Source organism: Mycolicibacterium komossense, from assembly GCF_025822605.1.
GTDB lineage: Bacteria > Actinomycetota > Actinomycetes > Mycobacteriales > Mycobacteriaceae > Mycobacterium > Mycobacterium komossense.
The window spans coordinates 376912-403347 of record NZ_JACKTY010000031.1; the positions used below are offsets into that span (position 1 = coordinate 376912).

Below are 26436 nucleotides of genomic sequence, written 5' to 3' on the forward strand. Positions count from 1 at the left end.
CAGCATACGCTGGGTTGTGATTTCCTATTCAGGTGCTAAGTTGGAATTTCCAACTAACAAAGGACGCGCATGCACATCAACGGCAGTACCGCACTGATCACCGGCTCCAACCGCGGGCTGGGCCGCCACTTCGCCCAGCAACTCGTGCAGCGAGGCGCCAAGGTGTACGCCGGCGCCCGCAACATCGAGAGCGTCGATCTCGAAGGAGTGATCCCTGTCCAAATCGACATCACTGACAGTGCATCGGTGGCTCGGGCGGCCGAAACCACAAGCGATGTCAGTATTTTGATCAACAACGCTGGCGGTTACACCGGGGCGACGCTACTCTCCGGCAGCCTTTCCGACATCGAACTCGACATCTCGACGCACTACCTCGGGACCCTTCGTGTCATCCGCGCCTTCGCACCCCAACTGAGCGATCACCCCAAGAGCGCCATCCTCAACGTGCTATCGGTCCTGTCGTGGGTGACCTCCCCGGAATTCGGTTCCTACTCGGCTGCCAAGTCAGCGGGATGGGCGATGACCAACGCCCTACGACTGGAACTGGCTGCCCAGCAGACCCAGGTCAGCGCACTGCACGTCGGTTACATCGACACCGACATGGCGTCCCACGTCGACGCGCCAAAGTCCGATCCCGCCGACGTCGCAAGGATTGCGTTGGACGGCCTGGAGGCAGGCGATCCCGAGATCATCGCCGACGAGCTGAGCAAGCAGATTAGGGCTGGTCTCGCCGGCGGCGTCGCGGCTCTCTATCCCGAGTTCGCCTGAGCCACCCAATCTTCGACAGATCACGAAGTTCACCGGCGGCGACTGACGGGCACCGCGCACGGCCTTCCAGTGGTCGGTTGACGAGGTCGCGACGCACATCTGGCCGAATCCCATGCCGTCAGTCCGCAACACAACCACCACCTTTCAAGGAGCAGAACATGTCCGTCCGAATGACCAAGACCGAGCACGTCGCGACCCGGCTGGACATCGCAACTGGCGTGCCCTTCGACGCCTTCTGCACGGCGCTGGACGCGGCCGCCCCGAAATTCCGGCAGGCCGTAATCGAAGACATCGTCAACCGGGGAGGATCCTGGGACGAAGTGCTCGCCGCAGTCGCAGAGAACGCACCGCACGGCTTGATGGTCTTTGCGTCGATCGACGGGACGGCGCTGATGAGAGCTGCCGGCCATCAGACGCGAGCCATCGAGTATCTGATCGGAAACCACACGATCGCCGAGCGAATGTTCCGACACAATCCGTTGGCCCTGCTCTATGCACCGTTGCGCATGCTCGTTCACAGCGACGACGGCGGCAACGCGGTGTTGAGTCTCGACCAGCCCAGCACACTCTTCGGCAGTCTCGGACACCCTGCGATTTCCGCCGTCGGTCGCGAACTCGACGACAAAGTACGCCATCTACTGACTGTGATGGGAGTCGACGTGAGGTCGATGACTGCGGGTTGAGCCCACCGGTGAAGCCTGGAAAGTGCTCGTAATCTGTGCCAGTGCGGCTGTGGACGTCCGCACTCGCGTGAGCCGGTAGTTCGACTCGACGAGCCACCGAGGGTGTCCGAATTACGGCTCCCGTGACAGTAGACGTCACTCGCCCAACGTGAAGGTCGCAATCAGCTTGACGTGAGCGGGATTCCGGTTCATGATCTTGTGGCAAGCACCTCGCTAGGTGAGGCGTCTGCACGGATACAGGCCACTGACCCCGAACGTCGAAAGACGCCCCCGGTCAGGACAGCTCCTCCCGGATTAAGGGTTGAGCCCAAGTGGCTTCGGGTACCGAGCGTTTCGGTGACCGATACGCCGTGCAGTGCCGAAGCTCTGACGAGAGGGGTGCCCGCGCGGTCCATTCGGTCCTGTGCGTTCTACTCCGCTGTGCTCCGATGTGGCGCCCGCGTGCGTCCTGGCTGCGAGGAGGTGAGGAACAGCGTTGAGTACCAGTGATAGACCGCCGTCTGCGGGTTCGGTGCCGTTCCCGCCGCGCGGCCAGGTCGAGTCTTTCGAGGCCTAAGCCCCTCTTCGTCGTCGACTCTTCGAGTGTGCCCTCGATTCCGAGGGTGCACGCGACGACGCTGCCTGCTTCAGGTTCACTCGACGCCACTCCTGGCCGCGATCCCCAAAATCACCCTGCGCCTGGGAGTTCTGTCATGTCCGTCGTTCTGTATCGCCATCGCATACAAGTGCTGCCTATTGCGTCGTGTGCCCCGAATCGGTGGTCTACCTTGTGCCCCAGTGTGTTTCGCCGACTGTGGGCGCGACGCCAGCTGACTCCTCAGGAGCGGGCGTATCTCTTGGCGTCCTACAGCCCCCCGGCGCTGATCACTGCCTCGCTAGGTGGGCACATCAGCTGACTGGTTCGAGCCAGAGCGTGACCCGACCCGACCTGTCGCCCCCGCAGAAGGCGACGATGAACTCAGACGCCAACAGATACGATCACCGCATTCCCGCGGGGTCCTAATAGTGTTGTTTCACAAGTCTTTTGATATGAGCAGGCAAGCGAGACGCTGGCCGCCACCATTCGGATACTCACCGCTCGCGCGCTTCTAGGGCGCGACCGAGGTGATGGTCGCGTTGACGGCCGACACCCCTACCCGTCCCACCAATGCCAGCCCCACGGCACCGCGCTCGGATATCGATCGCGCTACGAAAGGTACTTCCATGTCCATCTCTTCCTCCGGCCGACCCGGCCGCGACACCCCACCCGGTGGCATCTCTGGTGCAACCACCTCGTCGTCGATGTCCTCGGCGGTGCTGGACTCGGCCCACGTCGGCGACATCGTCGGTGCGCTGGGCACCATCTCAGGCGAGGACACCGGCCAACGTCGCCGGTGGTGGCAGCGGTTACGCCTGTTGCTGGTGATCATGGGCCCGGGGCTGATCGTGATGGTCGGCGACAACGACGCCGGCGGGGTCGCCACCTACGCCCAGGCCGGGCAGAACTACGGCATGGCCCTGGTATGGACGCTGGTGCTGCTGATCCCGGTGCTCTACGTCAACCAGGAGATGGTGCTACGCCTGGGCGCGGTCTCCGGGGTCGGTCACGCCCGGCTGATCTTCGAACGGTTCGGCCGATTCTGGGGCTGGTTCAGTGTCGGGGACCTGTTCCTACTCAACGCATTAACCATCGTCACCGAATTCATCGGAGTCTCGTTGGCCCTGTCGTTCTTCGGGATCCCGAAGTCGATCAGCGTGCCGTTCGCAGCCGTGGCGTTGTTCGTCGTCGTCGCGGGCGGCTCGTTCCGCCGGTGGGAACGCTTCCTGTTCGCGCTGATCGCGGTCAACGTTGTGGTGATTCCGCTGGTGCTGCTGGCCCACCCCCCGATCGGAGCGATCGGCGACGGATTGATGCCGCAGTTCCCCGGCGGGGTGAACTCCACGCTGTTACTGCTGATCGTGGCGATCGTCGGCACCACCGTCGCCCCGTGGCAGCTGTTCTTCCAGCAGTCCAACGTCGTCGACAAGCGCATCACGCCACGCTGGATGGGTTATGCACGAGCCGATCTGCGGATCGGCATCGCCGTGGTCATGATCGGGGCGGTCGCCTTGATGGGCGCCGCGGCGTTCGGCTTCGCAGGCACCTCCGACGCGGGCAATTTCACCGATGCCGGCGCTGTCGCAGCCGGTCTGTCCACCCACGTCTCCCACACCGTCGGGATGCTGTTCGCGATCCTCCTGCTCGACGCGTCGCTGGTGGGCGCCAACGCGGTCGCACTGGCCACGACTTACACCCTGGGCGACACCTTGAAGCGCCGTCATTCGCTGCACTGGACGATCACCCAAGCGCCCCTGTTCTACCTGGGCTATGCCGGGTTGCTGGTGGTGTCGGCGGCCGTCGCGTTCGCCCCGGACCACGTTCTGGGTCTGTTGACCCTGGCAGTGCAGGCCCTCGCCGGGGTGCTGCTGCCCTCGGCGACGGTGTTTTTGGTGTTGTTGTGCAACGACAAGCCTGTGTTGGGTCCCTGGGTCAACACGGCGCGGCAAAACGTCATCGCAGCGACCATCGTGTGGTGCCTGGTATTGCTGTCACTGACCCTGACCGCTGCCACGTTTTTCCCCGACCTGTCCTCCCGCACCTACGAGATCGGTTTGGCGACCGGAGTCGGCTTCGGTCTCGTCGGAGGCATTCTGATCACCCTCTCCCGGCGAGGTAATGACGACCACCACGAGGCCATCGGTGGTTTAGCCCGCGCCGAACGCCAAGCGGTCATCGCACGGGACCGGGCAAGCTGGCGCACCCCGGCCCTGGCCACCCTGCAACGCCCGGTGATGTCACCACTACGCAGGGCCGGGCTGCTCACCCTGCGCGGCTACCTGATCATCGCCGCCGCCTTGATCGTGGTGAAGATCGTCCAGACCGCCACCGGCGCCGGCAGCTGACAGAAAGGACCCGTGTACATGTACCGCGACGCACCCCCACCCCGGCGTCCATCGTCACCCGAGGCTGCGGGTGCGGGCCCGGTGAGCCCAGCTTCCCGCCCCCGCCTGCCAGCCAACCCCTCCTTGCGACAGACCGGTGTCCGATGAGCACGGTCGAGATGTTGTTGCGGCTGAGCACCGGGATCGGGCTGGGCACCGTCATCGGGTTCGAACGCCAATACCGGGCACGGATGGCCGGCTTGCGGACCAACGCCCTCGTCGCCGCCGGCGCCACCTTGTTCGTCTTACTGTCGGCCAACGGATTCTCCGGCACCACCGCCGACCCGACCCGGGTGGCCGCCCAAATAGTCTCCGGGATCGGCTTTCTGGGTGCCGGGGTGATCCTGCGCGACGGCCTCAACGTCCGCGGACTCAACACCGCCGCCACCCTGTGGTGCGCGGCGGCGGTCGGCGCCCTAGCCGGGGCGGGCATGTACCCCACGGCCCTGGCTGGCACCGTCGGCGTCGTCGCGGTCAACGTCGCACTGCGCGTCGTCGGTCGGGTCATCGATCGTCGACCCGACACCGGCGACGAGCAACCCACCAACTACGCCTTCGTCGCCGTCACCCGCGATGAGCAGGAAGCCCACGTCCGCGCCCTGCTCGTGCAGGCCTTGACCCGCACCGAATTCCGCGTCGTGTCCATTGCCAGCACCAATACCGGCAGCGACGGCCAGGTCGAGGTCCGCGCCGAACTCGTCGGCGATCACCGCGACGACCGCCAAATGGAGTCCGCCGTCAGCCGCCTCAGCCTCGAACCCTCGGTCACCGCCGTGCGCTGGGCCGCAGACACCTCCTAACCCGACAACATGACCGGGGCGGCTTCCACCTGCCGATTGACAAGCAGCGTCCCAAATCAGCTGTCTCGCATCTGCTTCGACACCTCGGGAGCGTCGAGGCCGAAAAGGTAGGCAGTCGCCGCCAACTGACCGGGCGCCGACTGCGGGAACGCGTGCGAATCGGAGGGCGCAGCGTCGTAATCGGCGCGCGCCTGCTCCACCGCTTTGTCCACGCGCATCAGATAACCCGGGTAAACCTGGGGTGAACAGCGTGGTCGCTGTGGGTTTTCCGTGCTCGCCCCTACCGGCCCTCGACACGCGTGTCCGCCACGGTCAACAAGGCATCTGTCACGTACGGATTCTTCTCCAACTCGTGTTCCAGCGCCCGCAGCCGGCGCCTGGCGTTGGACGTGGCACAGGTGGTGATGCTGCCTGACCGCGGCGCAAAAATTGCGTAACCGGCGTGCCGGCAGGGCGGTTCGAGCCAGGCGGTGATCACGTGAGTCAACGCAAAGCCGTGTGTCACGATGACGATGTGTTCGGTTGGGCGAGAAATAATTTCGGCTATCGCGGCACAGCTCCATTCGACGAGCTTGGCGTTGGCTTGTGCTCCGAGAATTCCTTCGTCGCACGACAGTCGATCGCCAACGGCCGCTGGCGGCGACATCCCGCCAGTCGAACTCGAGCAGCTTTACTACGATCACCACCGAATCCAGGGCACATCACAGTCTCCGGGCTCGCCGGGGCGATTCATCACGACGTTCAGGGTTCGCGAACAGTTCAAGGAGGAATGGTGAACGCGGTGCGGCAGGGTTGGAGACGGGTGTTGGCTGGAGTGTTGGTCGTGCTGACCGGTGTTGTCGTCGCGGCGGCGGCAGGGGTCGCGGCAACGCTGGGGACGGCCGCACTGATCACCACACCGGGAGTGTTTCTGGTCGCCGGGTTGGCCGTCTTCACTGCAGTGGTGTTCGGAACTGCTGTCGCCGGATTCCGAATCCTCCGAGCCGCACACCCGCTCGCCGGTGCGACGGTGACGGCAGCGGCCGTCACCGTGCTGACGCTGGCGGTGGCGAGCATGACTGTGCTACAGCCGTTTCCGATGCAGAGTGCCGGTCCCGCGCCGGCGAAGGTTCAGTTCTGGGAACTGTCCACGGGCACCCGGACCGCCTTTGTTCACGCGCCCGCGGCGCCCGGTTCGCCGCATCGGTCCGCGCCAGTGATCTTCCTGCACGGCGGTCCAGGTACACCGGGTGAGGGCATTCCCACCGGCGGAGCCGAACTCGCCGCAGACGGGTTCGAGGTGTACGCGTACGACCAACTCGGTGCGGGTCGCTCGACCCGGTTGGCCGACGTGACCGGGTACACGGTGGAGCGTCAGGTCACGGACCTCGAGGCGATCCGTCGCACCATCGGGGCCGAACAGCTCATCCTCGTCGGTCAGTCGTGGGGAGGCTCCCTTGCCGCGCAGTACCTGGCCGCGCATCCCGACCGGGTCGCGAAGGCGGTGTTCGTGGCTCCGGGCGCGATTTGGGGCGGCGGTTATGCCGAGGGGGATGTCGGCGAACCCTGGAAGGACATGACGCCGGAACAACAGTCGCGTTACGACGAGCTGACCGGCAGCCCGCGGATACTTGTGCAGGCACTGCTGATGGCGGTCAACGCGAACGCCGCGCACGCGCTGGTGCCCGATGCGGAGGCCGACTCATGGATGCACGCCGTCGCGCTCACCGGTCGCGACACCACTTCGTGCACTCACGCGATAGCCGCGCCGCCACACGACAACCCCCAGGGCTTCTACGTCAATCAACTCACCATCGCCGATTTCGACAAGATCCCGGATCCACGGCCGCAACTGCGCACCGTCGAGGTTCCCTCACTCGTCATGGCCCCGCAGTGCGACTTCATCCGCTGGGCCGTCACCCGGGAGTACCGAGACGTGCTGCCCCGCTCCACGCTCGTCGACGTCCCCAACGCTGGGCACGCCATTTCGTACGACCAGCCGGACGCGTTTGTCCGTTTACTCCGCGCATTCGTCCTCGACAAACCGTTGCCACTACCCGCGTACACGGCGCCCGAGCCACCCCCCGGACGCTGGACCCGCTGACGCGGAACCTTGGCGTACAGCCATTACGAGAAAAGAGAAGTCCTGGACTACGCCGGGACCTGCGGCGGCGTTGGCTATCTGTTGATCAACCCGGTGATGATCGGATCGGATTGCACCCGGTAACCCGCGATATGCCCGAGTGCCATGTTGAGGGCCAGTTCGAGGGGACGGGCGCTGCGCGTGGTCTGCGCCATCAGCAGTCCGCCCTGCAGTGCGCTCATCATGGTCAACGCGAGTTCGTCAGGGTCGGCTTCGGGGACGAGCTCGCTGTTGTCGCGCATCACCGCCAAGCCTTTGGATAGATATGACTGCCATTCGGCGAAAGACCGCGCAAGCTCGATGCGCGCGGAGTCGGATCGGTCGGCGAGTTCGCTCACTAGGGAGCCGAGGGGGCAGCCGCCGATGCCTTGTGTTGTGCGGGTCATGGCGACGAGGTGATCGCACCAGCGCTGCAGACCGCTCCAGGACGTGACCTCGTGTAGCCGCGGCTCCTGTGCGGCGATGATGCGGCCGAGCTGGGTCTTGATTACCTCGCTGATGAGGGCGTCTTTGTCGGCGAAGTAGTGGTAGAGCTGCGACCTGCTGGTGGCACTGGCCGTCATGACTGCGTCCAGGCTCGTTCCTGCCACGCCGCGCTGGCGGACCAGAGATGTGGCTTCGGCCACGATGCGGGCCTTGGTGACCGCTCCGCGGGCCGTGAGCCGCGGGGGTTGACCACTCTCTTTCGACGCCATGGCCGGACAGTATTCGAATTGGAATTGTCAGTCCACTTTTTCCTCAGCATGATCCCTACGTGTGGCTCAACGCATCACCCGGGAAGTATTTCGATATCGCGCCCCAACGATGGCCGACCGTTCCCGTGATTGAGATAGCCGCGAAAAGTGACTAACCAACTGGGAGGAACTTGTGAATCACCTGCAAGATGCCAAGGTATTGAAATACAACTCGATGTTTCTCGGCGTGTTCATGTTCATGTTCGGGTTCTTGAAATATTTCGAGCCGTTTCGCACCATGTTCGACGTGCAGATCACCGAAAGTGACCTGCCACGACTCAGCATCCCCCTGGGCAAAGTAGGCGAAATGGCCATCGGCGTTGGCCTGCTGTTACCGGCATGCTTCCGGCACAAGATTCCAAACCTCTATCGCCCCATCGTGTTCGTCGCCTCAGCCGGGCTCGTGGTCAACATGGGAGTTGCGACCTACGTGCACGTACAACCCAATGTTCCGGCAAACGTCCTGCCCCTCGGGATCAAAACCCCATTCATCCCGCTGTTCGTCATGTTCTTGGCGGTCGTGAATATCTACCAAGCCTGTCGAGGCCATAGCCGCCGGTTCCACGGACGAGCCGAGCCCGCGCAGCCATGAACTGCTGGTGTCGGGACGGCCGAGCCGTCAGATCCGGTTACCTCTGGTCTGGTCGGCGGGAATCGGCCGACCGAACGTGATGGTCGGACAATCGCCTTTCAGCACGACGGTCGCTTCCACCTCGTACACCTCCGCTATGACCGCGGGAGTCAGGACGACCGAGGGCGGTCCGGCGACATGCACCCGGCCACAGCGCAGCACAACGAGCTCTTGGCAGTACTTTGCCGCCAGATTGAGGTCGTGGAGCGCCATCACAGTGGTGGTGTCTGCCGCGGCCACCAATTCCAGCAGCTCAAGCTGGTGGCGGATGTCGAGGTGGTTGGTCGGTTCGTCTAGCAGCAGTTCGGTGGGCTCCTGCGCCAATGCCCTGGCGATCTGAACTCGTTGACGTTCACCTCCCGACAGCGTCGAGTACCGCCGATTCAGGAGATCAGCCACACCTGTTGTGACAGCAGCAGATTCGACGACCTTCCGATCCCGTACCGACATTGGCGCCCAGGCCGGACGATGCGGAAGACGCCCGAGATCCACCACGTCACGCACTGTCGGATCCTGGTCGGTAGCGGCATCCTGATCCACCACCGCGAGCCGGCGCGCAATTCGACGGCGATCCAATGCTGCGACGTCGAGGTCATCGAGCTGGACGACTCCTGAGGAGGTGGCCCGCAACCCAGCCAACAACTTCAGCAGCGACGATTTGCCCGAGCCGTTCGGGCCGAGAAGACCGACCGTGCTGCCAGTGGCGACGGAGATGTCGACACCGTCGACGATGAGCTTGTCACGGACTCGCCAGGACACCCGACTGGCGCGCAGACTCACCCGACCCTCCTACGCCGCAGCAAGATGACGACGAACGCAGGTACACCGACGATGGCCGTCGCAACCCCAACCGGCAGTTCCTGCGGTGCAATGACGAGGCGCGCAGCGGTGTCCACCCAGACGAGGAAGATGGCACCGAGGATCGTCGCGGTCGGCACCAGTACGCGATGACGTGTGCCCACCAGTGCCCGTGCTGCATGTGGGAGTACAAGACCTACGAAACCAATTGCACCCGAGGTGGACACGATAACTGCCGTCACCAATGCCGTTACCACCAACAACACCAGCCGGACCCGCGCCACAGACACGCCCAGCGATGCGGCGGCATCCTGACCGAAAAGGAAGGCATCCAATGTGGCCGCGGACGCCCAACAGACCGCTACCCCCAGAGCCACCAGCCCGCCACAGAGGGCAACGTCACTCCACGACGCGCTGCTCAACGAACCAAGCAACCAGAACAACACGCCGCGGGTCTGCTCGGCATCTGCCGAAGTGAATACGATGAACGACGTCAGTGCTGAAAACAACTGCGTGACTGCGACTCCGGCCAAGATCATTCGGTCCATTCCGCTCCCCGCCGCGACGGCAAGCAATAGGACCAGGCCGAAGGCGACGACTGCCCCGACGAACGCGCCCGCTGCCAGTCCGATTGCGCCCGCACCGATGCCGAGCACAACGATCGAGACCGCCCCGGTCGACGCACCGGAAGCCACACCGAGGATGAACGGATCGGCCAACGGGTTACGCAGCAGCGACTGCAGTATCACCCCGCACAGAGCCAGCCCCGCGCCGCAGGCGGCCGCCAGCAGAGCGCGCGGCAATCGCAGCTCCCAGATGATGTTCTGCTGCAACATCGTCAACTGTGAGCGCGGGCCGCCGAGCCGTTCCAGGACCGCCGCGTAGGCGTCGCGCGGTCCGAGGTCCGACGGTCCGATAGTGGTCGCCACGCCGATCGAGATCAGCAGCAAGACCACCCCGACCGGCCAGACGACGGTTGGCGACGGGTGTCGTCGCGTTAGCATCATCGATCAGGGGGTCAAGCCGTGTTCGCGCAATCCGGCGACCACGGTCTCCATGGCGTCGACGATCCGGATCGACGGGTTCAGTTCGGCTCCGGCGAGCGCGATGTACCGCTTGTTCTTCACCGCCGTCATCTCGCGCGTCACTGGATTCGATTCCAGGAAGGCGATTTTCGCAGCAGCGCTTTCGGCAGTCTGACTCTTGCGGGTGAGGTCGCCGAGGATCAGAACGTCTGGGTCACGCTGCGCCACGGTCTCCCAACTGATTTGGGGCCAGTCTTCCCTGGCATCATCGAATGCGTTCTTCAGGCCGAGGGTGCGCGAGATGATGCCAGGGCCACCGCAGCACCCCGCCAAATACGGTGACTCGGAGTTGGCGAACCAGTACAGCGCCGTCGTGCCGTCGGCAGGCTTGGTCGCCGCGAGGGCGGCGAGGCGGTCCTTCATGTCGGCGATGATTGTGTCGCCCTCGGCCCGGCGGTTGATCAGCGCTGCGAGGTCGCGGATCTCAGTGAAGACAGCGTCGATTTCCAAGGTGCTGGAGCGCGCGCCGTCGGAGCTACCCGCCTCCTTCGTGCACTCGACGGCCGATACGTACGCGGGCACACCCAATTTTTGGAGATCCTCAGGCGTGGTGACGCCGCCAGCGCCGAGCGTGTCCGGAAATGACGCCGTCACCAGGTCCGGCTCGGCGTCCAACAACGCTTCATACGACGGCGCCTGGTTTGCCAGGCGCTTGACGCGGGCGTTGTCAGCCTCGAGTGACGTTTTGATCGGATCGGTCCATCCCGCGGACCCGACCATGCGATCGGCCGCACCCAGTGACAGCAGCATCTCGGTGCTGCCCTGGTTGAGGGACACAATCCGTTCGGGTGGTCGCTGAACGGTCACCTCACGCCCGCAGTTCTCGATGGTGACGGGGTAACCAGCCTGCACCGTGTTCGTTGCCTGTTCAACAGCGGGGCTGCAGCCGGACAGCAGTGCTGCCAGGAGCGGAACGGTGATCGAAGCACGAGGGTAGGAGCGCATGACGATCCTTCGCATCAGGGGTCCAGTCAGCGAGACCCGATGGGTAGCCCTGCGGGAGGACCGCAGGCGCCAGCAGGTCTTCGGACTCAGGGGTCGTCCTCGGCGGGCCGCCTTCCCAGAAGCGTCGCTCCCAGTGGCTCTCAACGATCGAGTGGCCCGCCTTGTGTTCCCTATACCGCTGCGCGTCAGTCCCGGATTCTCACCGGGTTCCCTACTCCTCACGGAGGTGACTGGCGTACTCAGCCTAGTCACAGCGCGCAGCGGGCCGGGGGTCTATCGGTGGCGGCTCGATCCGAGGGCCAGCGCGGCGGCCTGACTACTCGGGGAATACCACCAGGGTGGACACTATGACGTGGCCCTTTCTGCAACAGTGTTCAAAGTCGAACTTGGCGTCTCCGATGTCGATCACGGTTACTACGCCGATCACACGCTGACCGTGGCCCGTCATCCCAGTGAGACCGATGAGCGGATGGTGGTGCGGTTGTTGGCGTTTGGGCTGCGCGCACATCGGCTCAGCGACGTCGACGGTGAGTTGGCATTCGGGGCGGGCCTGTCCACCCCTGGCGTCCCGGACTTGCGGCTCGCGGACTACACAGGCCGGATCCTGGAGTGGATCAACGTTGGCCAGCCCGATGAACGCGCCTTGGGCAAAGCGGCCAGCCAAGCCGACCAGGTGCTGCTGTTCCCCTTCGCCGCCGGCGTGGCCACCTGGTGGCGCACCGTGGGCCCCAAAGTGGCGGGGCTGCCGAACCTGTCGGTGGTGCAGATACCACACGCACCGGTGCAGCAACTGGCCCAGACTGTCGATCGACGGGTCTCGGCGCAGGTGATGGTGATGGAAGATCAGGTGACGATGACCGTGGGCGGTGTCGACGTCACCTTCACGCCCGAGCCACTGGAGTAAACGTCAGAGCCCGCGGTGCTGCGCTCCTACCGCACGCGCGAGCCGGTGAATATCGTCGTCAGCAGCAAAAGGGTGTTCCCGGCCAACAGATGTGGCTTCTATTCGCGCGCTCGGCATCCCGCCCATGCCGGTTGATTCCGGCTCGCGGTGTCCGCACGCCCACGTGGCCGTGGACGCCAGCGCGGGCATCACGACGGGGATCTCCGCCGCGGATCGCGCGGAAACCATTCGGCTGCTTAGTAACTCAGTCAGCGGGCCGCAAGACTTCATCAGGCCGGGCCACGTCCTGCCTGTGGTCGCGGAGTTGATCCCGTCGTCGGCGACAGCAAATGTCGCCCCGGTGTTGTCGTCGCTAGCCGGTGCCTCGCCGCCAGCCACGCCGATCAAACGGGCGTGAGCGCGGGTCGGCATCGGCACTCGCCGCTGTAGGAATCTGAGGCGCAGGATCAGCACCTTCGAGCGCAAGTTACGGTACGTACTGTACTGTTATGGCATGACTATCACATGGCCTGACTCCCTCCCCGTCGTCCAAGTACGGATCGCGCGTCCAACCGCCCGTCTCGACCAGGTCGTCGCCTTCTACCGCGACCTCATCGGGCTTCCCGAGTTGTACCGATTCGTCGGGCACTCCGGGTACGACGGCGTGATGCTCGGACTCCCCGGTGCCGACTACCACCTCGAGTTCACCTCACACGAGGCCGGCAGTCCCTGTCCGGCTCCGTCCGAGGAGAACCTGTTGGTGTTGTACTTCTCCAGTGACTCCGCCATGTACGGCGTGATCGAACGATTCGGCGAGGCTGGGCACAAACCCGTCGAGGCGGAGAATCCGTACTGGAATCAGGTTGGCGCCATGACGTTCGAAGATCCCGACGGCTGGCGAGTGGTCCTGGTGCCGAGACCGGTCTTCTGATGGCGCGGAGCAGAAACACCGACATCGACGACGCGGTACTGGGCGCCACGCTCGAGTTGTTGGGAGAACTCGGCTACGCGGATCTGTCCATCGGCCAGGTCGCCTCTCGCGCCGGGGTACATCGCCCGGCGGTGTATCGACGATGGCCGTCCAAGCGGCATTTGATCGTCGACGCCGTCGTCAGTGAACTCGGCGTCGCGCCCACTCCTGACACCGGTGACCTCAGGGCCGATCTGATCGTCGGCATCACGACACTGGCCACTGCGCTGGGGGGTACGACCCTGGGCGCAATCCTGCCGGCGTTGGTGTCAGATCTGGCCCGCGATCCAGACCTGTCCGAGGACTTTCTTCGCAGGGTGTTCGTTCCACGGCGAGAATCCACCGCTCGAACTCTCGAATCCGCGCGACAGCGGGGCGCGATCCGGGAGTCGTTCGACATGGAGTTCGTGCTCGATGCGCTTGCCGCACCGGTGTACTACCGAGTTCTGTTCCGGCACTTACCAGTCGACGCCGCCCTTGCAACCCAAACCGTCGATGCCGTTCTGGCTGCGCTCACTGTGGACGGCGTTCGCTGACAGCGGCACACACCGGTATCTGGCCCCGAACCCTTGTGCTCTCCGCTGGCTGGTAAATGGACCTTACGGCAGCGGTAACGGGACTACCGCCAGAACTCCCATGCCCCATGGCGCCGCGACCGCAGCGGCAAACCGCCAGGCCATCTCCTCCTCGACTTTTCGGTCCTTCGGCTCCCGCAGTAGCGGGCGGACGATCATGACCACGAGAAGCGCCACCACGGGAAAGATGATTGTCCTACGCCGGCTCAGGCGCCTGCGGCCGTCAGCCATTCACTGTAGAAGAGCGCGATTCCCAGGCCGCAGGCGATGGCGGTGATCAGCCAGAATCGAATGGCCAGTGTAGTTTCCGGCCAGCCCATCAGTTCGAAGTGATGGTGAATCGGAGTCAACCGAAACACTCGTCGGCCCGTCGTGCGGAACGCTGCAACCTGGATGACCACCGAGGTCACCTCAGCCACGAACAGTGCGCCCAAGATGATGGCCAGGACTTCGGTGCGACTGGTCACCGACAGCCCGGCGATAATGCCGCCCAGCGCTAAGGAGCCGGTGTCACCCATGATGATCTTGGCGGGTGTGGCGTTCCACCAAAGGAATCCGATGCAGGCGCCGGCCGTTGCGGCGGCGACGATGGCCAAGTCGAGAGGATCCCGGACGGGGTAACAACCGGGTCCCGGGGCGAGGGCACATGCGTTTCGGAACTGCCACAGGGTGATCAGCACGTAGGCAGCTGCCACCATTGCCATCGCACCTGCGGCGAGCCCGTCGAGGCCGTCTGTGAGGTTGACGGCGTTCGACCATGCCGAGACGACGACGATGCAGAACAGCACGAACACCCCGGGCGGCAGTGTGACCGTGGCGATTTCGCGAACGTAGGACAGCTCAGCGCTGCCTGGAGTGAGACCGTCGGCGTTGCGGAACTGCAGCGCGAGAGTGCCGAAGAGCACCGCCGCGATGAGTTGTCCTGCGCTCTTGGCTCTCTTGTTCAAACCGAGGTTGCGAGCGCGCCGCAACTTGATGTAGTCGTCGGTGAAGCCGACCGCACCTAGGGCGGTGGCCAATCCGAGGACGAGCAGTCCCGATGCTGACGGGCCTTCACTACCGAGAGCGAGGCCCACGACGTTGGTGCCGAGGTAGCTTGCCCAGATCGCGGCCAGGATCGCGAGACCGCCCATCGTCGGCGTGCCCCGCTTGCGTTGGTGGCTTTTCGGGGCGTCGTCGCGGATCTCCTGACCGAACCCCAGCCGGGTGAACACCCGGATCAACACCGGAGTCAGCAGAAGCGCGACCGCCAGCGCCAAGCCCGCGGCGAGAAGTATCTGCCTCATAGGCCGAAGCTGTCACGCGCACAGTGTGATCGAAAGCAGCTGCACCGCAGCAGACCAGAATCCCCCACCGGGGAAGTATGGCGGACTCCTGGCGCGCCCACCTCATCCGCTGCATCTCGCTTCTAGAGATTCGAGATCGATCGGATCTTGCCTCGAATCTGCCCGCCTGGTGAGTTGATCGCTGACCGAGTCGTTCACGGCTTATGTTGATCAGCGTGAGCAGTATCAGAGGGACCAACAACGAGCCGGGTGGTGAGTGGTTGGAGCCGCCGAATTCGATCTCGGGACGACGTGCTGTTGACCGCGGACCTCGAGACATCACCGCAGCGGTGCGGTCAGCCGGGCCGCGCGGAGTGAACGCGCGGGACTTAGGACGCAGTTACGGCGACCCGGCGCGTAACGGCAGCGGCTTGCTCATCGATGGGACCCCCTTGAACCGCATTCGCAGCATCGACCCTGATACGGAGATCGCCGACGTCGACAACGAGGTGAGTCTGAATGCGCTGATCAAAGCGGTCGACTACCTCTCCCGGAACGTCGATCACCTCGGTGTCTACACCCCTCGGCGAGTGACACTGTCGTTGTCGTAGCTGAAGTCCGTTGTGTTAGTTGAACTCTGGATGCCAACGTCTCTAGCAAAGTGAGAATCAATGACCAGGTCGGGTTGCCTGCCCCGCGAATCGGGAAGTCCTGCGCTCAAAGCCAGCAACGCACAGTGGATGTGTCGCCTGGTGATTACGGTGGCCCTCGCGGCCGCCGCCGTGGCTTGCGGGAACCATGCGCCACCGGCATCAGCGAGCCCACAGTGGTGCCCGGACATTCCCGGCCATGTCACCGAATGTGGCGTCCTGACGCGACCGCTGGTCGACGGTAAGCCCGAGCTGGGCACCGTCGATGTCGGCTATGCGTTGGTTCGGCATAATGGCGACAACGCCTCCGCTGCCGGCACTCTCATGGCCAACCCCGGCGGGCCGGGGGTGCCGACGATCGCCTACGGGACCGATGTAGCGGCGACGACGGAGAGCCTGCTCGCCGACTACGACGTGCTGTTGATAGATCCCCGCGGGACCGGTGTGTCCACGCCGTTGGACTGCGGTGTCGACGAGCTCGCATTCGAAGTTGGTACACGCGAATTCCAGCGGTCCACTGTGGCGCGCTGCGCAGAGAGGCTAGGTCCACGCGCTGCCGGATACACCTCAGCCGCCACAGCCGACGATTTCGACTCCGTGCGCGACCATCTCGGTATCGACAGGGTCATCGGGTACGGATCCTCCTACGGCACCTACCTGATGACCGTATACGCGCAACGACACCCGGAGCGCGTCCAATCCGTCGTGCTAGCCGGCGCCTATCCGCTGCACTTCGACCCACTTCAGCGGCCCAACGCCGAGGCCGTTGATCTGACGCTGCGCAGAATCTGCGAGCGCAGCCACGCGTGCGACGGTGAGGTTGCCGTGAGCGACTTACGCACGGTGACAACCCGACTGCGCGCCACACCCATCACGGTCGGCCAAATCTTGATGACGGAAGGCGAATTCGGCAACCTCGTCTTCGAGGGAGCGACCAGTGATGTCGGTAGCGATCCCGCGGAGATGACACCGCTGGGCCGGTTACCCGCAGCGCTGCATGCTGCAGCGCATGGCGACGACGCAGCTCTGCGCGCCGTGCTGAGCGACATCGCCGCCGCCGACAGGGATTCGGACGACAACGACGATCTCTACGTCGCGGTGGCGTGTAGCGACTACCTGACGCTGTGGTCCCCTGGCGCCGATACCGCGACGCGCGACGCCGAGTACCACCGTGCGCTAGCCGCATCAGGCGAACTCGGGTCGTTCAGCGGGCAAGGCTTCGCCGAGGCTCAACACGACGGAGGCGACGTCTGCATCAGATGGCCCGGAACGCCTCACCATCAACGTCCCGATGAAGCCCGCGAGCCGCTACCCGGGGTACCTGTTCTTGTGCTGTCCGGGGATCTGGACGCAATCACCCCCGATGCAAACGGCCGGTTGGCGAGCCTGCAGTACCCGCGCAGCACGTTCGTCGAAGTCCCGAACCTGGGTCACACACCCGACAATGAACCCAGCGGGTGCGTCGCCGGCGTCATCGAAAAGTTCCTGCGCACAGGCACGACCGGTAGTTCGACCGAGTGCCTGGACCACATCCCGCCCATCAAAGTCGAACCGGTCCACTAACAGCTTGTCGCGGAGGTCGACGTGCGCAGACGCGAGTGGATCCGTAGGCAGACTGAGAGTCTGCCGATTGCCCGCCGTTCACCCGGCGGTGGACAGGGCTGTGAACACTTCACCCATTCCTTGGTTGAAGGAGAACGACTGAGGCGCGGATAGCGTGTGGGCGCCGGTGTAACTGTTCTCGTCGGAGAACAACGTTCCCGTCCGATGTCGATCACGGTTACTACGCCGATCACACGCTGACCGTGGCCCGTCATCCCAGTGAGACCGATGAACGGATGGTGTTGCGGTTGTTGGCGTTTGGGCTGCGCGCACACCGGCTCAGCGACGTCGACGGTGAGCTGGCATTCGGGGCGGGCCTGGCCGGACTGGTCACCGCCGGCGAGCTCGTGGAGCGGGGCAATATTGGGCACGGCAGTGGGCGAACGCCCATGTGGATTTCGCCGCCGTCGATAACCGCGCCTGGTGCACGCACGAGTGATCACCAGTTCGCCTCGACGCTCCTCCCCCTCTCGGTGCCGCGTGGCCCTTGACTCGGGTGGGTCAGTGCGCAAGCTTGAGCCCGACCACGCCTCCGATGATCATCACCAAGAACGCCGCCTTGAGAAGCGACGCCTGCTCGTTCCCCGTGGCCATCGCGTAGACCACGGTCAGGACCGCACCGATTCCCACCCAGACGGCGTATGCGGTCCCAACCGGCAGGTCCCGCAACGCGTAGGCCAATCCAGCCATGCTGGCGACGAGCGCCATCAAGAACACCACGCTCGGCCACGGCTTGCTGAACCCCTCGGACTTGTCGAGGGCAGTTGCCCAAACGGCTTCTAGGACACCCGACACGACCAGCGCTATCCAGGACATGAGAATCTCCCTGGGCCGTCTTGTCGCACACCGGGTACGGCACCCATCGTCCGGAAGCCCTCGTTCAGGCTCTGGTGCGAATATGTCACATCGGCACTCGGGTGGCAAAGAGGAACCCGTCTTACCTCGCAACGTTGGCGGGCGCTCGCTTCATGAGGGGCCCAATGTCGAAGACGCTGTGTCGCAGAATCTTTAGCCTAGCCGGTCTCTTCATGAAGACGATGGGCGAAGCTAAGCCTGGCCTGGCGTTGGACTTGCGTAATTCCAAGACAACGCTCTCACCGGAGTCACCCGGATGTAGGCGGCGCCCGGCCTCGGTGCGGTGGGCCATTCGGACTCTGGCACGCCCCGCGCCCGGGCACCTTCTCTCGCGAGCTCGAGTGCTTCGCTTCGTTCGCGAACGATGCGGGCGTGACCTTGGAACATCACTCCCCGAATATCTGCCATGCTCGATCCGTCTTCGAGCAAGACACTCACGTTCTGGTTGCCTTCGACGTTGGCAACTTTGCGTGTTCCGTCTCGCACACCCATGATGATGTCGCGGCCAAGGCGAAAGTATCCGAGAGGTACCGTGTGCGGGAATCCATCCTCGTCGATCGTGCTTAGCATCGCCCAGCCCGGGCGGCTATCAAGAAACGCCTCAATTTCTTCGTCGCTCAATTTTCGTGGCATGAAGCGAGGTTAACAAGAGCGAAATCGGCGCTGGGCGTGACGGTTCGGGGTGAACCGGGCTTCAGACCGCTGCCCAACCCCCATCGACCGACAGGATGGCGCCATGAATGTTCGTGGCGCCCTCGCCCGCCAAGAACACCACGGCCGCAGCCACCTCGTCAGGCGTGCTCATTCACCGTGAAGGGACGCCTGCGAGCACCGGCGCCAAGTGGTCTGCGTATTGCGCTCGGTAGCGATGGGCCGGGCGCGACAGCATTGACCCGCACACCGTGGGGACCGTACTCCGCGACCCACGATTTGGTCAGCGAGTGGTTCGCCGCCTTGGTAGCGCTGCACCGACCCGTCAGCCCCATTGAACCCGCGATGTTGACGATGACACCGTCGCCGCGGCGCACCATCCGCGGCGCCAATTAAAGCCAGCCAGTAGGAACGGTGCGACGACGTTGGTACGGAGCGACTCCAACAGCGCCTTCTTGTCGATTTCAGCTGTGGAGTAGGCATTCCCGATATTCCGCCATTGTTGACCAGGATGTCGATCCGGCCACCAGCCGACTCGACCGCGGCGTCGGAGACGCGGCGGACCTCGGCTTGGCCGACGCCGAGATCACCTGCGACGAAAGCTGCTTCACCTCCGGCGGCACGAATATCACCGCCGACGGCGTCGCCACGGACTTTGTCGCGGCCAGTGACCACGACGAAGGGCTCCGGCGGCGGCAAGCGCCTTGGCGATGGACTTTCCCACGCAGCCCGTGGAGCGGCGTGCTCGACGCCATCGCCCACGCTGCACCTCGAAGAAGCCGAGCACGCGCACCTGCACGACCTGGCGCACGCAGCCAACACGACCCGAACACCCGCCGCCGGGCCGCCCCCAAGTGAATCGCACCGTCGTCCAGCGCATTCTCGACGGCATCGCCGCCATGCCCGCCATCGTCATAGACGTCTGCTCGGACCTGCTGTCGGCCAACCGTATCGGTTATGCGCTGCACTCACCGGTGTTCGACGACGACCCAACACGCCCAGTCAGGTAGCGGTGATCGCCGGGGAGTTGTTTACCAGCCACGTTCGGCGAGTCGGTGTGGCTGTGCGATGTCTTCGACGTTGATGCCGAGCAGGGCCTCCCCCGACGCGGGCGACACCCTTCGCCGACACGTCGAGATCGTCGTAGCCGGTGATGACCGGGGCGCACCGTGGCCGCACCGACTCGTTACGTGGGGCATCAGGGCATTACGACGTGTCAGCGGACCTGCTGAGGGTCCGCAGAGCCGCCCCGTACTGCGAACGAAATGAGTCCCGGGGAGCGTGGCAATTCTGTGGTCACACGAGACTGCCGGAACGCGTCGATGGCAAGGGCGGCAAAGCGTCGGGCCGCGGCCTCTCGGTCAGAAGGCGGCGTCGAAGATAGTCCACGCCCGGCCAGCAGGACGAGCACGAGGTCGTCGATGACGAAGTCGTGGCGCAGCTCGCCAGCCACCTTGGCACGTTCGGCCAGCTGTGCAAGCATGCGCAGCAGCGAAGCGCGGTGGGCGGCCAACGTGTCGATCTGAGGGCTCGCGGACATGAACGCATCCACGAAGCCCTGGTTCCGGCTGTTGAGGGCACTGATCCGTTCGATGACCGAGCAGAACCCTCGCCACGGGTCGGGATCGGCGCAGCCGTCGTCCACGATGCCTTGACACGATCGCATTTCGTCCGCGAAGGCCGCGTCGACCAAGGTCTGCTTCGTCGGGAACCGTCGATACAGGGTTGCCGGGCCGACTCCGGCGCGTCGTGCGACCTCGCGCATCGTGATCTCTATTCCCCGCTCCGAGAACAGTTGTCGCGCGACCTTGACTACCCGGTCGCGGTTGTCCTGTGCGTCGGAACGGAGCATGTGAGGCAATCGATCGGTCATGGTTCTCACTTCGCGGAAGTGGACGCAGGCGTCCATTAACGTCGCAACGGTACCGCAGACAACGCGGAGCGAGACGGAGGCGATGGTGCGAGCAGTGGTGATCCAGGACTTCGGCGACCCGAGCGGCATGGCGGTGATCGAGGCACCGTCTCCAGTTCCGACAGCTGGACAAGTAGTCATCATGACCGAGTCGATCGGAGTCGGCGGCGTCGATGCCGTGATTCGCCGTGGGACGCTGGGCGGGTATGGGTTCTCCGAGGGACTGGTCCCCGGCAGCGAGATCGCGGGCATAGTCACAGCGGTTGGCGCTGGCGGAGACCAGTCGTGGGTGAGCCAGCGTGTGTGGGCGTTCACCGGCACCGGTGGCGGCTACGTCGAGCAGGCGGTTGCGCGCACCGACGACATCGTCGCGCTGCCGGTCGGCCTATCGTCGAATGACGCCGTGACGCTGGGTAGCTCGGCGACCGTCGCGCACTTCGCACTAGCCCATGCGCACTTCGCGCCTGGTGAGTCCGTGCTCGTGCGCGGTGCGGCGGGCAGCATCGGCATCGCGACAGTGGAACTCGCGGCGCGCGGTGGAGCGAGCGCAGTCGCGGTGACGACGTCATCGCTGGAGCGCGGCACACGACTCCGCAACCTGGGAGCGACGCACGTGCTCGACCGCGCCGGAGAAGGCGATCGAGCTGCACCGAAGTCCTTCGACGTGATCATCGACATCGTCGGCGGGGCAGACTTGCCTGCGTTCATCGACCGACTCGCGCCGAACGGACGCTTGGTAGTCGCCGGAGTGGTGGCCGGGCTACCGCCGGCGGACTTCGGCATGCGGCTTATCGAGGCGGGCGCCTTCCAGCAGTCCCGCTCGATCGCCACGTTCAGCCTCAATACAGTCCCGGCCTCCGCCACAGCTGCAGTTCGGGCCGAGCAGTTCGCAGCAGCAGTGCGCGGCGAACTGCACGCCGTCGTGCACGAGGTCCTGCCCCTGGAACTGGCTGCCGAAGCGCACCGCCAGATGGACCTAGGCCGTGTGTTCGGGCGGATCGTCCTCACACCCTAAGCTCCGACGAGTGCATGACTGTGTAGATGCATGCGACGACCGGGATGGGCGATCCACCCTGCGCCCAGTCAGAGCTGCGGGTTTCCCCGCCAGAAGTGGTTGGGCGACTTCGACTTCGAGGCCACCGGCGACTGGATCGCCAAGGGCCAATCCCTGTGCCTGATCGGTGACTCGCCTGTGCGCCACGATCGTCCATCGGCTCACCTTCGGGGGCGGCCTTATCGAGACCGGCACCCACTCCTACCGCTTAGCCCACACCCGCGCGCTCGCCAAGTAGAGGTCAGACCCTCTCGCCCAACGCAATACGCAACCGGGTCAGTGCATTCATCAAGCTGATGCTCGCGGTGAGGTCGACCAAATCCTTCTCCGGGAACACCTGGGCCAGTCTCGCCCGCAGATCTTCGAGATCCCCGGACGGGGTAGTCAACGCCTCAGTCCACTCCAGGACGAGCAGCTGCTTGGCATCAAACGCAGACGAATGGCGCCAACCTGGGATTTTGTCGATGACCGACTGATCCACACCCATCTGCCGAAGCTCCCCCGAGTGAAAAGCGCAGCAGTAGGCACATCCGACGAGCTGGGCAACACGGAGCTCGGCCAATGCGACCAGCGCCTCGTCGATCTCGGAGACACGAATGGCGTGGTGAGCCTTGTACAGGTGGCCGATCACGTCCTTGGAGACCGACTTGTAATCCACCGAAATTCGCTCCTTGAGCCCGCGCCCAGCGCCGCTCGCTGGATGGTCGCCTGGGCCAACCCTCAGACGGCGTGCAATATTCCTGGGGCCAATTCTGAACGCCCCGGTGGGCACGGCGACTGGCGCAGGTGGGATACCACCGGGAAGCACCGTTTGGACGCATCGCCTACTACGCTCAACTCCAGGCGTCCCAGCCAGCGATATCTCAACCATGAAGCCGGCATCAAACCCGGGATGGTTCACGTTTCTTGTCCCGTTGCGTTCCCCTGAACTGCGATGTCGCCGGTTCCTGAAAAGTAGACCGCTGAGGGTCCCGCAATCTTGACCCACCTGGTGGTTTTTTGGAGGGATGCGTTCGGTGGAGGATTGGGCAGAGATTCGGTTGTCGCCGGTTCCTGAAAAGTAGACCGCTGAGGGTCCCGCAATCTTGACCCACCTGGTGGTTTTTTGGAGGGATGCGTTCGGTGGAGGATTGGGCAGAGATTCGGCGGTTGCATCGGGCTGAGGGGGTACCGATCCGGGAGGTGGCCCGCCGGTTGGGTATCGCTCGGAATACGGTGCGGGCGGCTTTGGCTGCAGAACGGCCGCCGCAGTATGAGCGCAAGCCGCGCGGCTCGGTCGCGGACGAGTATGAACCGCAGATTCGGGCGTTGCTGGACGAGTGGCCGAAGATGCCCGCGCCGGTGATCGCTGAGCGGATCGGCTGGCCGTATTCGATTTCGCCGTTGAAGAAGAAACTGCAGAAGATCCGGCCGGAGTATGTGGGCGTCGACCCGGTCGACCGGTTTGTGTATCGGCCTGGAGAGATCGCCCAGTGCGATCTATGGTTTCCCGCACCCAGGATCGCGGTCGGCGATGGGCGAGAGCGCGTTTTGCCTGTGTTGGTGATGGTCTCGGGGTTCTCCCGCACGATCGGCGCGGTGATGCTGCCCTCGCGCCAGGCCGGGGACATCTTGTCGGGCATGTGGTTGTTGATCTGCCGATGGGGGCGAGTACCGAAAACCCTGGTGTGGGACCGAGAAGCGGCGATCGGCGGCACGGGTCGGGTCTCGACAGCCGCAACCGCGTTCGCAGGGACGCTGGCCACCCGAATCCATTTGGCTCCACCGCGCGATCCAGAATACAAGGGCATGGTGGAGCGGGCCAACGGATATCTGGAAACCTCGTTCCTACCCGGACGACGATTCGTCTCACCGGTCGACTTCAACGGCCAGATCAAAGAATGGCTGGAATGGGCCAACACCCGCACCGTCCGGTCGATCGGGGCACGGCCGGTCGACCTGTTCGAAACGGACTGCCAGGCAATGCTGGAACTGCCGCCGATGGTTCCGCCGATCGGTCTGACCCACCGCATCCGGCTTTCCCGCGACTACTACGTGCGCGTTGACGCGGTGGATTACTCGGTCGATCCACGGGTGATCGGCCGGTTCGTCGATATCACCGCCTCTCTGGAGGACGTGGTGGTGCGCTGTGACGGCCAGGTGGTGGCACGCCACGCTCGTTGTTGGGCTGCTCACGCGACCGTCACCGACGCGGCACACGTCAGCATCGCTGCTGGGTTGCGCAACGCTCTTGCTGATCAGCGACGCCGGCGGGAGGCGGCGACACGCCGTCACCATGATGGGCACCCGGTGGCGCTGCGCGCTCTACCGGATTACGACGCCCTATTCGGCGTCGATTTCGATTCCACCCCAACAACAGTGAGGAATAGTTCATGACCCCATCCGTAAAGGCCTCCACGCAACGGACTGGCGAGACCACCACCACCACGCCGTTGCCGGCCGATGCGCCGCCGCTGGCTGCGGTGCCCGCTGATGGCTTGCCCTCGATGCTGGCCTATCTAACCCGTGTCTTGAAAACCCCCACAATCGGGCGGTGCTGGGAAGATCTGGCCGGGCAGGCTCGTGACGAAAACTGGTCCCACGAAGAGTATTTGGCGGCCTTGCTGCAACGGCAGGTCGCTGACCGGGAATCGGCTGGTTCCATAATGCGGATCCGAACTGCACATTTCCCGCAGATCAAAACCTTGGAAGACTTCAACCTCGACCACCTGCCGTCACTGCGTCGAGATGTTCTGGCCCACTTAGCCACAGGCACCTTTGTGCCCAAGGCTGAGAATGTTGTCCTGCTCGGTCCGCCCGGGATCGGCAAGACGCATATCGCGATCGGGCTAGGAGTAAAGGCCGCCCACGCTGGCTACTCGGTGTTGTTCGATACTGCGTCAAACTGGATCGCCAGGCTCTCCACAGCGCACCACGCCAACCGTTTGGAGGTGGAACTAAAGAAGATCCGTCGTTACAAGCTGATCATCATCGACGAAGTGGGCTACATCCCGTTCGACCAGGACGCGGCCAACCTGTTCTTTCAGCTGATTGCCTCCCGGTATGAGATCGGTTCGATCATGGTGACCTCCAATTTGCCTTTCGGGCGTTGGGGTGAAACGTTTTCCGACGATGTGGTAGCCGCCGCCATGATCGACAGACTTGTGCATCACGCCGAAGTGCTGACTCTCACCGGCGACTCCTACCGCACCCGCACGCGTCGCGAGCTTCTCGGCAAGAGCCGCACCGCCAACAACTGACTTCACCGGCCTCACCGGCAAGTCACGCGCTGAGAATGACCGCGGTCACGTTATCCTCCGCACTACGGCAGACCGCACTGGATACCAGGTCGTCCGCGGCTCGCTGAGCCTCGGCACCGGATAGTAGTGCGGCCTTGATGTCATCGACGGAAAGTGTTCTGAACAGGCCGTCGGTGCACAGCAGCAGACGGTCACCGGGCTGGAGCGAGATCCCGCCATAGTCGAGGTCGACCACGGGCGCCACGCCTAACGCCCGCAGGAGGACTTGGCGGTGGGGGTGACTCTCAGCATCCCTCTCATTGAGTTCGCCAGCGCGGACCAAATCATCAACGACGGTGTGATCGAGAGTGAGCTGACTCAAACGCCCCTGCCGGACCCGATACAGTCGTGAATCTCCCACGTGCACCACGACAACACCGATATCAACAGTATTCGCGACCGCAGTCAACGTCGTGCCCATCGTTGCGATGTCGTTCTGCGCGTTGGCTCGCTGCCACACATCGCGATTAGCGTCTTGGCAAGCCGCGAGCAACCCGGCAATGCTGCGGTCTGCGGAGAATACGGCGCTGAGCGTCTGCAAGGCCACCTGGCTTGCCATCTCACCACCTTGCCCAAACCCGTCTGCCACCGCGAACAAATTGTCGGTGACGAGCACACCATCTTGATTGATATCGCGGCCGCCAATGTCAGTCGCAGAACCACTGCCAACAATGTTCACACCCATCTCAAATCCTCTCCTCGAGTTATGTCGTTGATCCGTCGGGAACCCGTGATCGGCTGTTATAGCGGCGCGTGCCCGCGTCAAGGCGCTACGCCGTGCTACAGACTCGCTGGCTAAGTCGTGCTGCCAGCGATCCAGCACACCCGGGTCAGGATGGTTGAGGAATGCAGCGATGTCGCTCACCGCAATCTCCGCTTGCCGAAGCAACGCGATGAGTTCAGCCTGACGTAGCTGGTCTGCCGCGTAATAGCGGTAACCCGAATATTGGTCGACCGCTGCGGGCCTCAGCAGGCCAGCGGTGCCGTATGACCGAAGCATCTTCGGTGACAGGCCGCACCGCTCAGAAAACTCTCCAATGCTCAACAATCCGTCCATATCGTGAGCATGAACCCTGTCCGTAGGACAAAGTCAAGCGCCGAGCCAACGGACTGCCAGAGCACCATCGATCTGAGATCAGCTCGACTCACCGAACACCCACAGGTGGGTCAAATCAGGAGATCCGTACAGGGTCAATCTTGAGAGACCGTTGACA

The 26436-nt window shown here is 64.0% G+C and carries 31 protein-coding genes, 4 pseudogenes and 3 riboswitches; of the genes and pseudogenes, 18 read left to right on the forward strand and 17 right to left on the reverse strand.

The genetic code is table 11. From position 1 onward, the window contains the following. Positions 1-69 precede the first annotated feature (69 nt). The 4 genes from H7J73_RS19580 to H7J73_RS19595 all read left to right on the forward strand — a co-directional run bounded on the left by H7J73_RS19580 (position 70) and on the right by H7J73_RS19595 (position 5212). Complete coding sequence (locus tag H7J73_RS19580) at positions 70-768, forward strand: SDR family oxidoreductase (protein ID WP_264069241.1); 699 nt, start codon at positions 70-72, stop codon at positions 766-768. Positions 769-926: 158 nt separating this feature from the next. Further along, a complete protein-coding gene (locus H7J73_RS19585; protein WP_264069242.1) occupies positions 927-1451 on the forward strand; it encodes a DUF302 domain-containing protein in 525 nt (174 codons plus the stop codon). Between the two features lie 202 nt (positions 1452-1653). Continuing rightward, positions 1654-1836, forward strand: a riboswitch (M-box (ykoK) riboswitch). 818 nt (positions 1837-2654) lie between these two features. Further along, a complete protein-coding gene (locus tag H7J73_RS19590; RefSeq protein WP_435405531.1) occupies positions 2655-4373 on the forward strand; it encodes an NRAMP family divalent metal transporter in 1719 nt (572 codons plus the stop codon). 143 nt (positions 4374-4516) lie between these two features. Next, on the forward strand, positions 4517-5212 hold the full coding sequence (locus H7J73_RS19595; RefSeq protein ID WP_264069243.1) for an MgtC/SapB family protein: 696 nt from the start codon (positions 4517-4519) through the stop codon (positions 5210-5212). A 56-nt stretch (positions 5213-5268) separates the two neighbouring features. Here the strand turns inward: H7J73_RS19595 and H7J73_RS19600 are convergent, their stop codons facing one another. Together H7J73_RS19600 and H7J73_RS19605 are read right to left on the reverse strand one after the other, a co-directional pair. Next, on the reverse strand, positions 5269-5430 hold the full coding sequence (locus H7J73_RS19600) for a hypothetical protein (protein ID WP_264069244.1): 162 nt from the start codon (positions 5428-5430) through the stop codon (positions 5269-5271). A gap of 62 nt (positions 5431-5492) precedes the next feature. After that, a complete protein-coding gene (locus H7J73_RS19605) occupies positions 5493-5858 on the reverse strand; it encodes a histidine phosphatase family protein (protein ID WP_264069245.1) in 366 nt (121 codons plus the stop codon). A gap of 126 nt (positions 5859-5984) precedes the next feature. Here H7J73_RS19605 and H7J73_RS19610 point away from each other — a divergent pair, with 126 nt between their 5' ends. Beyond that, positions 5985-7295: an alpha/beta fold hydrolase gene (locus H7J73_RS19610; protein ID WP_264069246.1), complete on the forward strand. Its 1311-nt coding sequence runs from the start codon at positions 5985-5987 to the stop codon at positions 7293-7295. Between the two features lie 74 nt (positions 7296-7369). Here H7J73_RS19610 and H7J73_RS19615 read toward each other — a convergent pair whose 3' ends face one another. Beyond that, positions 7370-8029 carry a TetR/AcrR family transcriptional regulator gene (locus tag H7J73_RS19615; protein WP_264069247.1) on the reverse strand — a complete coding sequence of 220 codons (660 nt, stop codon included), beginning with the start codon at positions 8027-8029 and terminating at the stop codon, positions 7370-7372. A gap of 172 nt (positions 8030-8201) precedes the next feature. Here H7J73_RS19615 and H7J73_RS19620 point away from each other — a divergent pair, with 172 nt between their 5' ends. Next, the gene (locus H7J73_RS19620) at positions 8202-8660 is read left to right on the forward strand and encodes a hypothetical protein (protein WP_264069248.1); all 459 of its coding nucleotides are present in this window, start codon (positions 8202-8204) and stop codon (positions 8658-8660) included. Positions 8661-8687: 27 nt separating this feature from the next. Here the strand turns inward: H7J73_RS19620 and H7J73_RS19625 are convergent, their stop codons facing one another. The 3 genes from H7J73_RS19625 to H7J73_RS19635 are packed head-to-tail and all read right to left on the reverse strand — an operon-like array spanning position 8688 to position 11527. After that, the gene (locus H7J73_RS19625; RefSeq protein WP_264069249.1) at positions 8688-9479 is read right to left on the reverse strand and encodes an ABC transporter ATP-binding protein; all 792 of its coding nucleotides are present in this window, start codon (positions 9477-9479) and stop codon (positions 8688-8690) included. Further along, the gene (locus H7J73_RS19630) at positions 9476-10501 is read right to left on the reverse strand and encodes a FecCD family ABC transporter permease (RefSeq protein ID WP_435405537.1); all 1026 of its coding nucleotides are present in this window, start codon (positions 10499-10501) and stop codon (positions 9476-9478) included. The genes H7J73_RS19625 and H7J73_RS19630 overlap by 4 nt, the downstream gene beginning before the upstream one ends. Before the next feature lie 6 nt (positions 10502-10507). Beyond that, entirely contained in the window at positions 10508-11527 is a 1020-nt protein-coding gene (locus H7J73_RS19635; RefSeq protein ID WP_264069252.1) for an ABC transporter substrate-binding protein, read from the reverse strand. Positions 11528-11581: 54 nt separating this feature from the next. Then, positions 11582-11777, reverse strand: a riboswitch (cobalamin riboswitch). 102 nt (positions 11778-11879) lie between these two features. On the opposite strand from H7J73_RS19635, the gene H7J73_RS19640 reads away from it, so the two are divergent. From H7J73_RS19640 to H7J73_RS19655, 4 genes are all read left to right on the forward strand, one after another. Then, positions 11880-12431, forward strand: a complete 552-nt coding sequence (locus tag H7J73_RS19640; protein ID WP_264069255.1) for a YaeQ family protein — start codon at positions 11880-11882, stop codon at positions 12429-12431. 91 nt (positions 12432-12522) lie between these two features. After that, positions 12523-12828: a 3,4-dihydroxy-2-butanone-4-phosphate synthase gene (locus tag H7J73_RS19645; protein WP_264069256.1), complete on the forward strand. Its 306-nt coding sequence runs from the start codon at positions 12523-12525 to the stop codon at positions 12826-12828. Positions 12829-12924: 96 nt separating this feature from the next. Beyond that, the gene (locus H7J73_RS19650) at positions 12925-13341 is read left to right on the forward strand and encodes a VOC family protein (RefSeq protein ID WP_264069257.1); all 417 of its coding nucleotides are present in this window, start codon (positions 12925-12927) and stop codon (positions 13339-13341) included. Then, positions 13341-13916, forward strand: coding sequence for a TetR/AcrR family transcriptional regulator (locus H7J73_RS19655; RefSeq protein WP_264069258.1), 576 nt, complete (start codon positions 13341-13343; stop codon positions 13914-13916). Before H7J73_RS19650 ends, H7J73_RS19655 begins: the two co-directional genes overlap by 1 nt. Before the next feature lie 63 nt (positions 13917-13979). On the opposite strand, the gene H7J73_RS19660 is transcribed toward H7J73_RS19655, so the two are convergent. Together H7J73_RS19660 and mraY are read right to left on the reverse strand one after the other, a co-directional pair. Continuing rightward, positions 13980-14135 (reverse strand): hypothetical protein, encoded by a 156-nt coding sequence (locus H7J73_RS19660; protein ID WP_264069260.1) that lies wholly within the window; start codon positions 14133-14135, stop codon positions 13980-13982. 26 nt (positions 14136-14161) lie between these two features. Continuing rightward, the gene (gene mraY / locus H7J73_RS19665) at positions 14162-15241 is read right to left on the reverse strand and encodes a phospho-N-acetylmuramoyl-pentapeptide-transferase (protein WP_264069261.1); all 1080 of its coding nucleotides are present in this window, start codon (positions 15239-15241) and stop codon (positions 14162-14164) included. Between the two features lie 215 nt (positions 15242-15456). Between mraY and H7J73_RS19670 the strand changes: the two genes are divergently transcribed. From H7J73_RS19670 to H7J73_RS19680, 3 genes and pseudogenes are all read left to right on the forward strand, one after another. Next, positions 15457-15831: an FAD-binding oxidoreductase gene (locus tag H7J73_RS19670; RefSeq protein WP_264069262.1), complete on the forward strand. Its 375-nt coding sequence runs from the start codon at positions 15457-15459 to the stop codon at positions 15829-15831. A gap of 60 nt (positions 15832-15891) precedes the next feature. After that, entirely contained in the window at positions 15892-17433 is a 1542-nt protein-coding gene (locus H7J73_RS19675; RefSeq protein WP_264069263.1) for an alpha/beta fold hydrolase, read from the forward strand. Between the two features lie 149 nt (positions 17434-17582). Then, positions 17583-17795, forward strand: a pseudogene (locus tag H7J73_RS19680) (YaeQ family protein); the annotation flags it as partial. 178 nt (positions 17796-17973) lie between these two features. Here the strand turns inward: H7J73_RS19680 and H7J73_RS19685 are convergent. The 5 genes and pseudogenes from H7J73_RS19685 to H7J73_RS34015 all read right to left on the reverse strand — a co-directional run. Continuing rightward, positions 17974-18288, reverse strand: a complete 315-nt coding sequence (locus H7J73_RS19685; protein WP_264069264.1) for a DMT family transporter — start codon at positions 18286-18288, stop codon at positions 17974-17976. Positions 18289-18297: 9 nt separating this feature from the next. Next, positions 18298-18363: riboswitch (guanidine-III (ykkC-III) riboswitch) on the reverse strand. A gap of 156 nt (positions 18364-18519) precedes the next feature. Further along, positions 18520-18960, reverse strand: coding sequence for a pyridoxamine 5'-phosphate oxidase family protein (locus H7J73_RS19690; protein WP_264069265.1), 441 nt, complete (start codon positions 18958-18960; stop codon positions 18520-18522). Between the two features lie 61 nt (positions 18961-19021). Further along, positions 19022-19132: an SDR family oxidoreductase gene (locus tag H7J73_RS34005; protein ID WP_435405532.1), complete on the reverse strand. Its 111-nt coding sequence runs from the start codon at positions 19130-19132 to the stop codon at positions 19022-19024. Beyond that, on the reverse strand, positions 19119-19358 hold the full coding sequence (locus H7J73_RS34010; RefSeq protein WP_435405533.1) for an SDR family NAD(P)-dependent oxidoreductase: 240 nt from the start codon (positions 19356-19358) through the stop codon (positions 19119-19121). Before H7J73_RS34010 ends, H7J73_RS34005 begins: the two co-directional genes overlap by 14 nt. A 109-nt stretch (positions 19359-19467) precedes the next feature. After that, positions 19468-19800 (reverse strand): annotated as a pseudogene (locus H7J73_RS34015) (SDR family NAD(P)-dependent oxidoreductase); the annotation flags it as partial. 32 nt (positions 19801-19832) lie between these two features. Between H7J73_RS34015 and H7J73_RS19700 the strand changes: the two are divergent. Then, positions 19833-19988 carry an MmyB family transcriptional regulator gene (locus H7J73_RS19700; protein ID WP_264069266.1) on the forward strand — a complete coding sequence of 52 codons (156 nt, stop codon included), beginning with the start codon at positions 19833-19835 and terminating at the stop codon, positions 19986-19988. Positions 19989-20009: 21 nt separating this feature from the next. Here H7J73_RS19700 and H7J73_RS34020 read toward each other — a convergent pair. Together H7J73_RS34020 and H7J73_RS19705 are read right to left on the reverse strand one after the other, a co-directional pair. Then, a pseudogene (locus H7J73_RS34020) lies at positions 20010-20130 on the reverse strand (pyridoxal 5'-phosphate synthase lyase subunit PdxS); the annotation flags it as partial. Between the two features lie 64 nt (positions 20131-20194). Then, positions 20195-20851, reverse strand: a complete 657-nt coding sequence (locus tag H7J73_RS19705; protein ID WP_264069267.1) for a TetR/AcrR family transcriptional regulator — start codon at positions 20849-20851, stop codon at positions 20195-20197. A 127-nt stretch (positions 20852-20978) separates the two neighbouring features. Here H7J73_RS19705 and H7J73_RS19710 point away from each other — a divergent pair, with 127 nt between their 5' ends. Further along, on the forward strand, positions 20979-21905 hold the full coding sequence (locus tag H7J73_RS19710) for a zinc-binding dehydrogenase (protein ID WP_353962004.1): 927 nt from the start codon (positions 20979-20981) through the stop codon (positions 21903-21905). Positions 21906-22077: 172 nt separating this feature from the next. After that, positions 22078-22182: pseudogene (locus H7J73_RS19720) on the forward strand (IS21-like element helper ATPase IstB); the annotation flags it as partial. 3 nt (positions 22183-22185) lie between these two features. Here the strand turns inward: H7J73_RS19720 and H7J73_RS19725 are convergent. Beyond that, complete coding sequence (locus H7J73_RS19725) at positions 22186-22602, reverse strand: carboxymuconolactone decarboxylase family protein (RefSeq protein ID WP_264069269.1); 417 nt, start codon at positions 22600-22602, stop codon at positions 22186-22188. A gap of 455 nt (positions 22603-23057) precedes the next feature. On the opposite strand from H7J73_RS19725, the gene istA reads away from it, so the two are divergent. Further along, positions 23058-24320, forward strand: coding sequence for an IS21 family transposase (gene istA / locus H7J73_RS19730; RefSeq protein ID WP_264069270.1), 1263 nt, complete (start codon positions 23058-23060; stop codon positions 24318-24320). 110 nt (positions 24321-24430) lie between these two features. Then, positions 24431-25183, forward strand: a complete 753-nt coding sequence (istB, locus tag H7J73_RS19735) for an IS21-like element helper ATPase IstB (protein ID WP_264069304.1) — start codon at positions 24431-24433, stop codon at positions 25181-25183. A 22-nt stretch (positions 25184-25205) separates the two neighbouring features. Here the strand turns inward: istB and H7J73_RS19740 are convergent, their stop codons facing one another. Next, positions 25206-26279, reverse strand: a complete 1074-nt coding sequence (locus tag H7J73_RS19740) for a MerR family transcriptional regulator (RefSeq protein WP_264069272.1) — start codon at positions 26277-26279, stop codon at positions 25206-25208. Positions 26280-26436 lie beyond the last annotated feature (157 nt).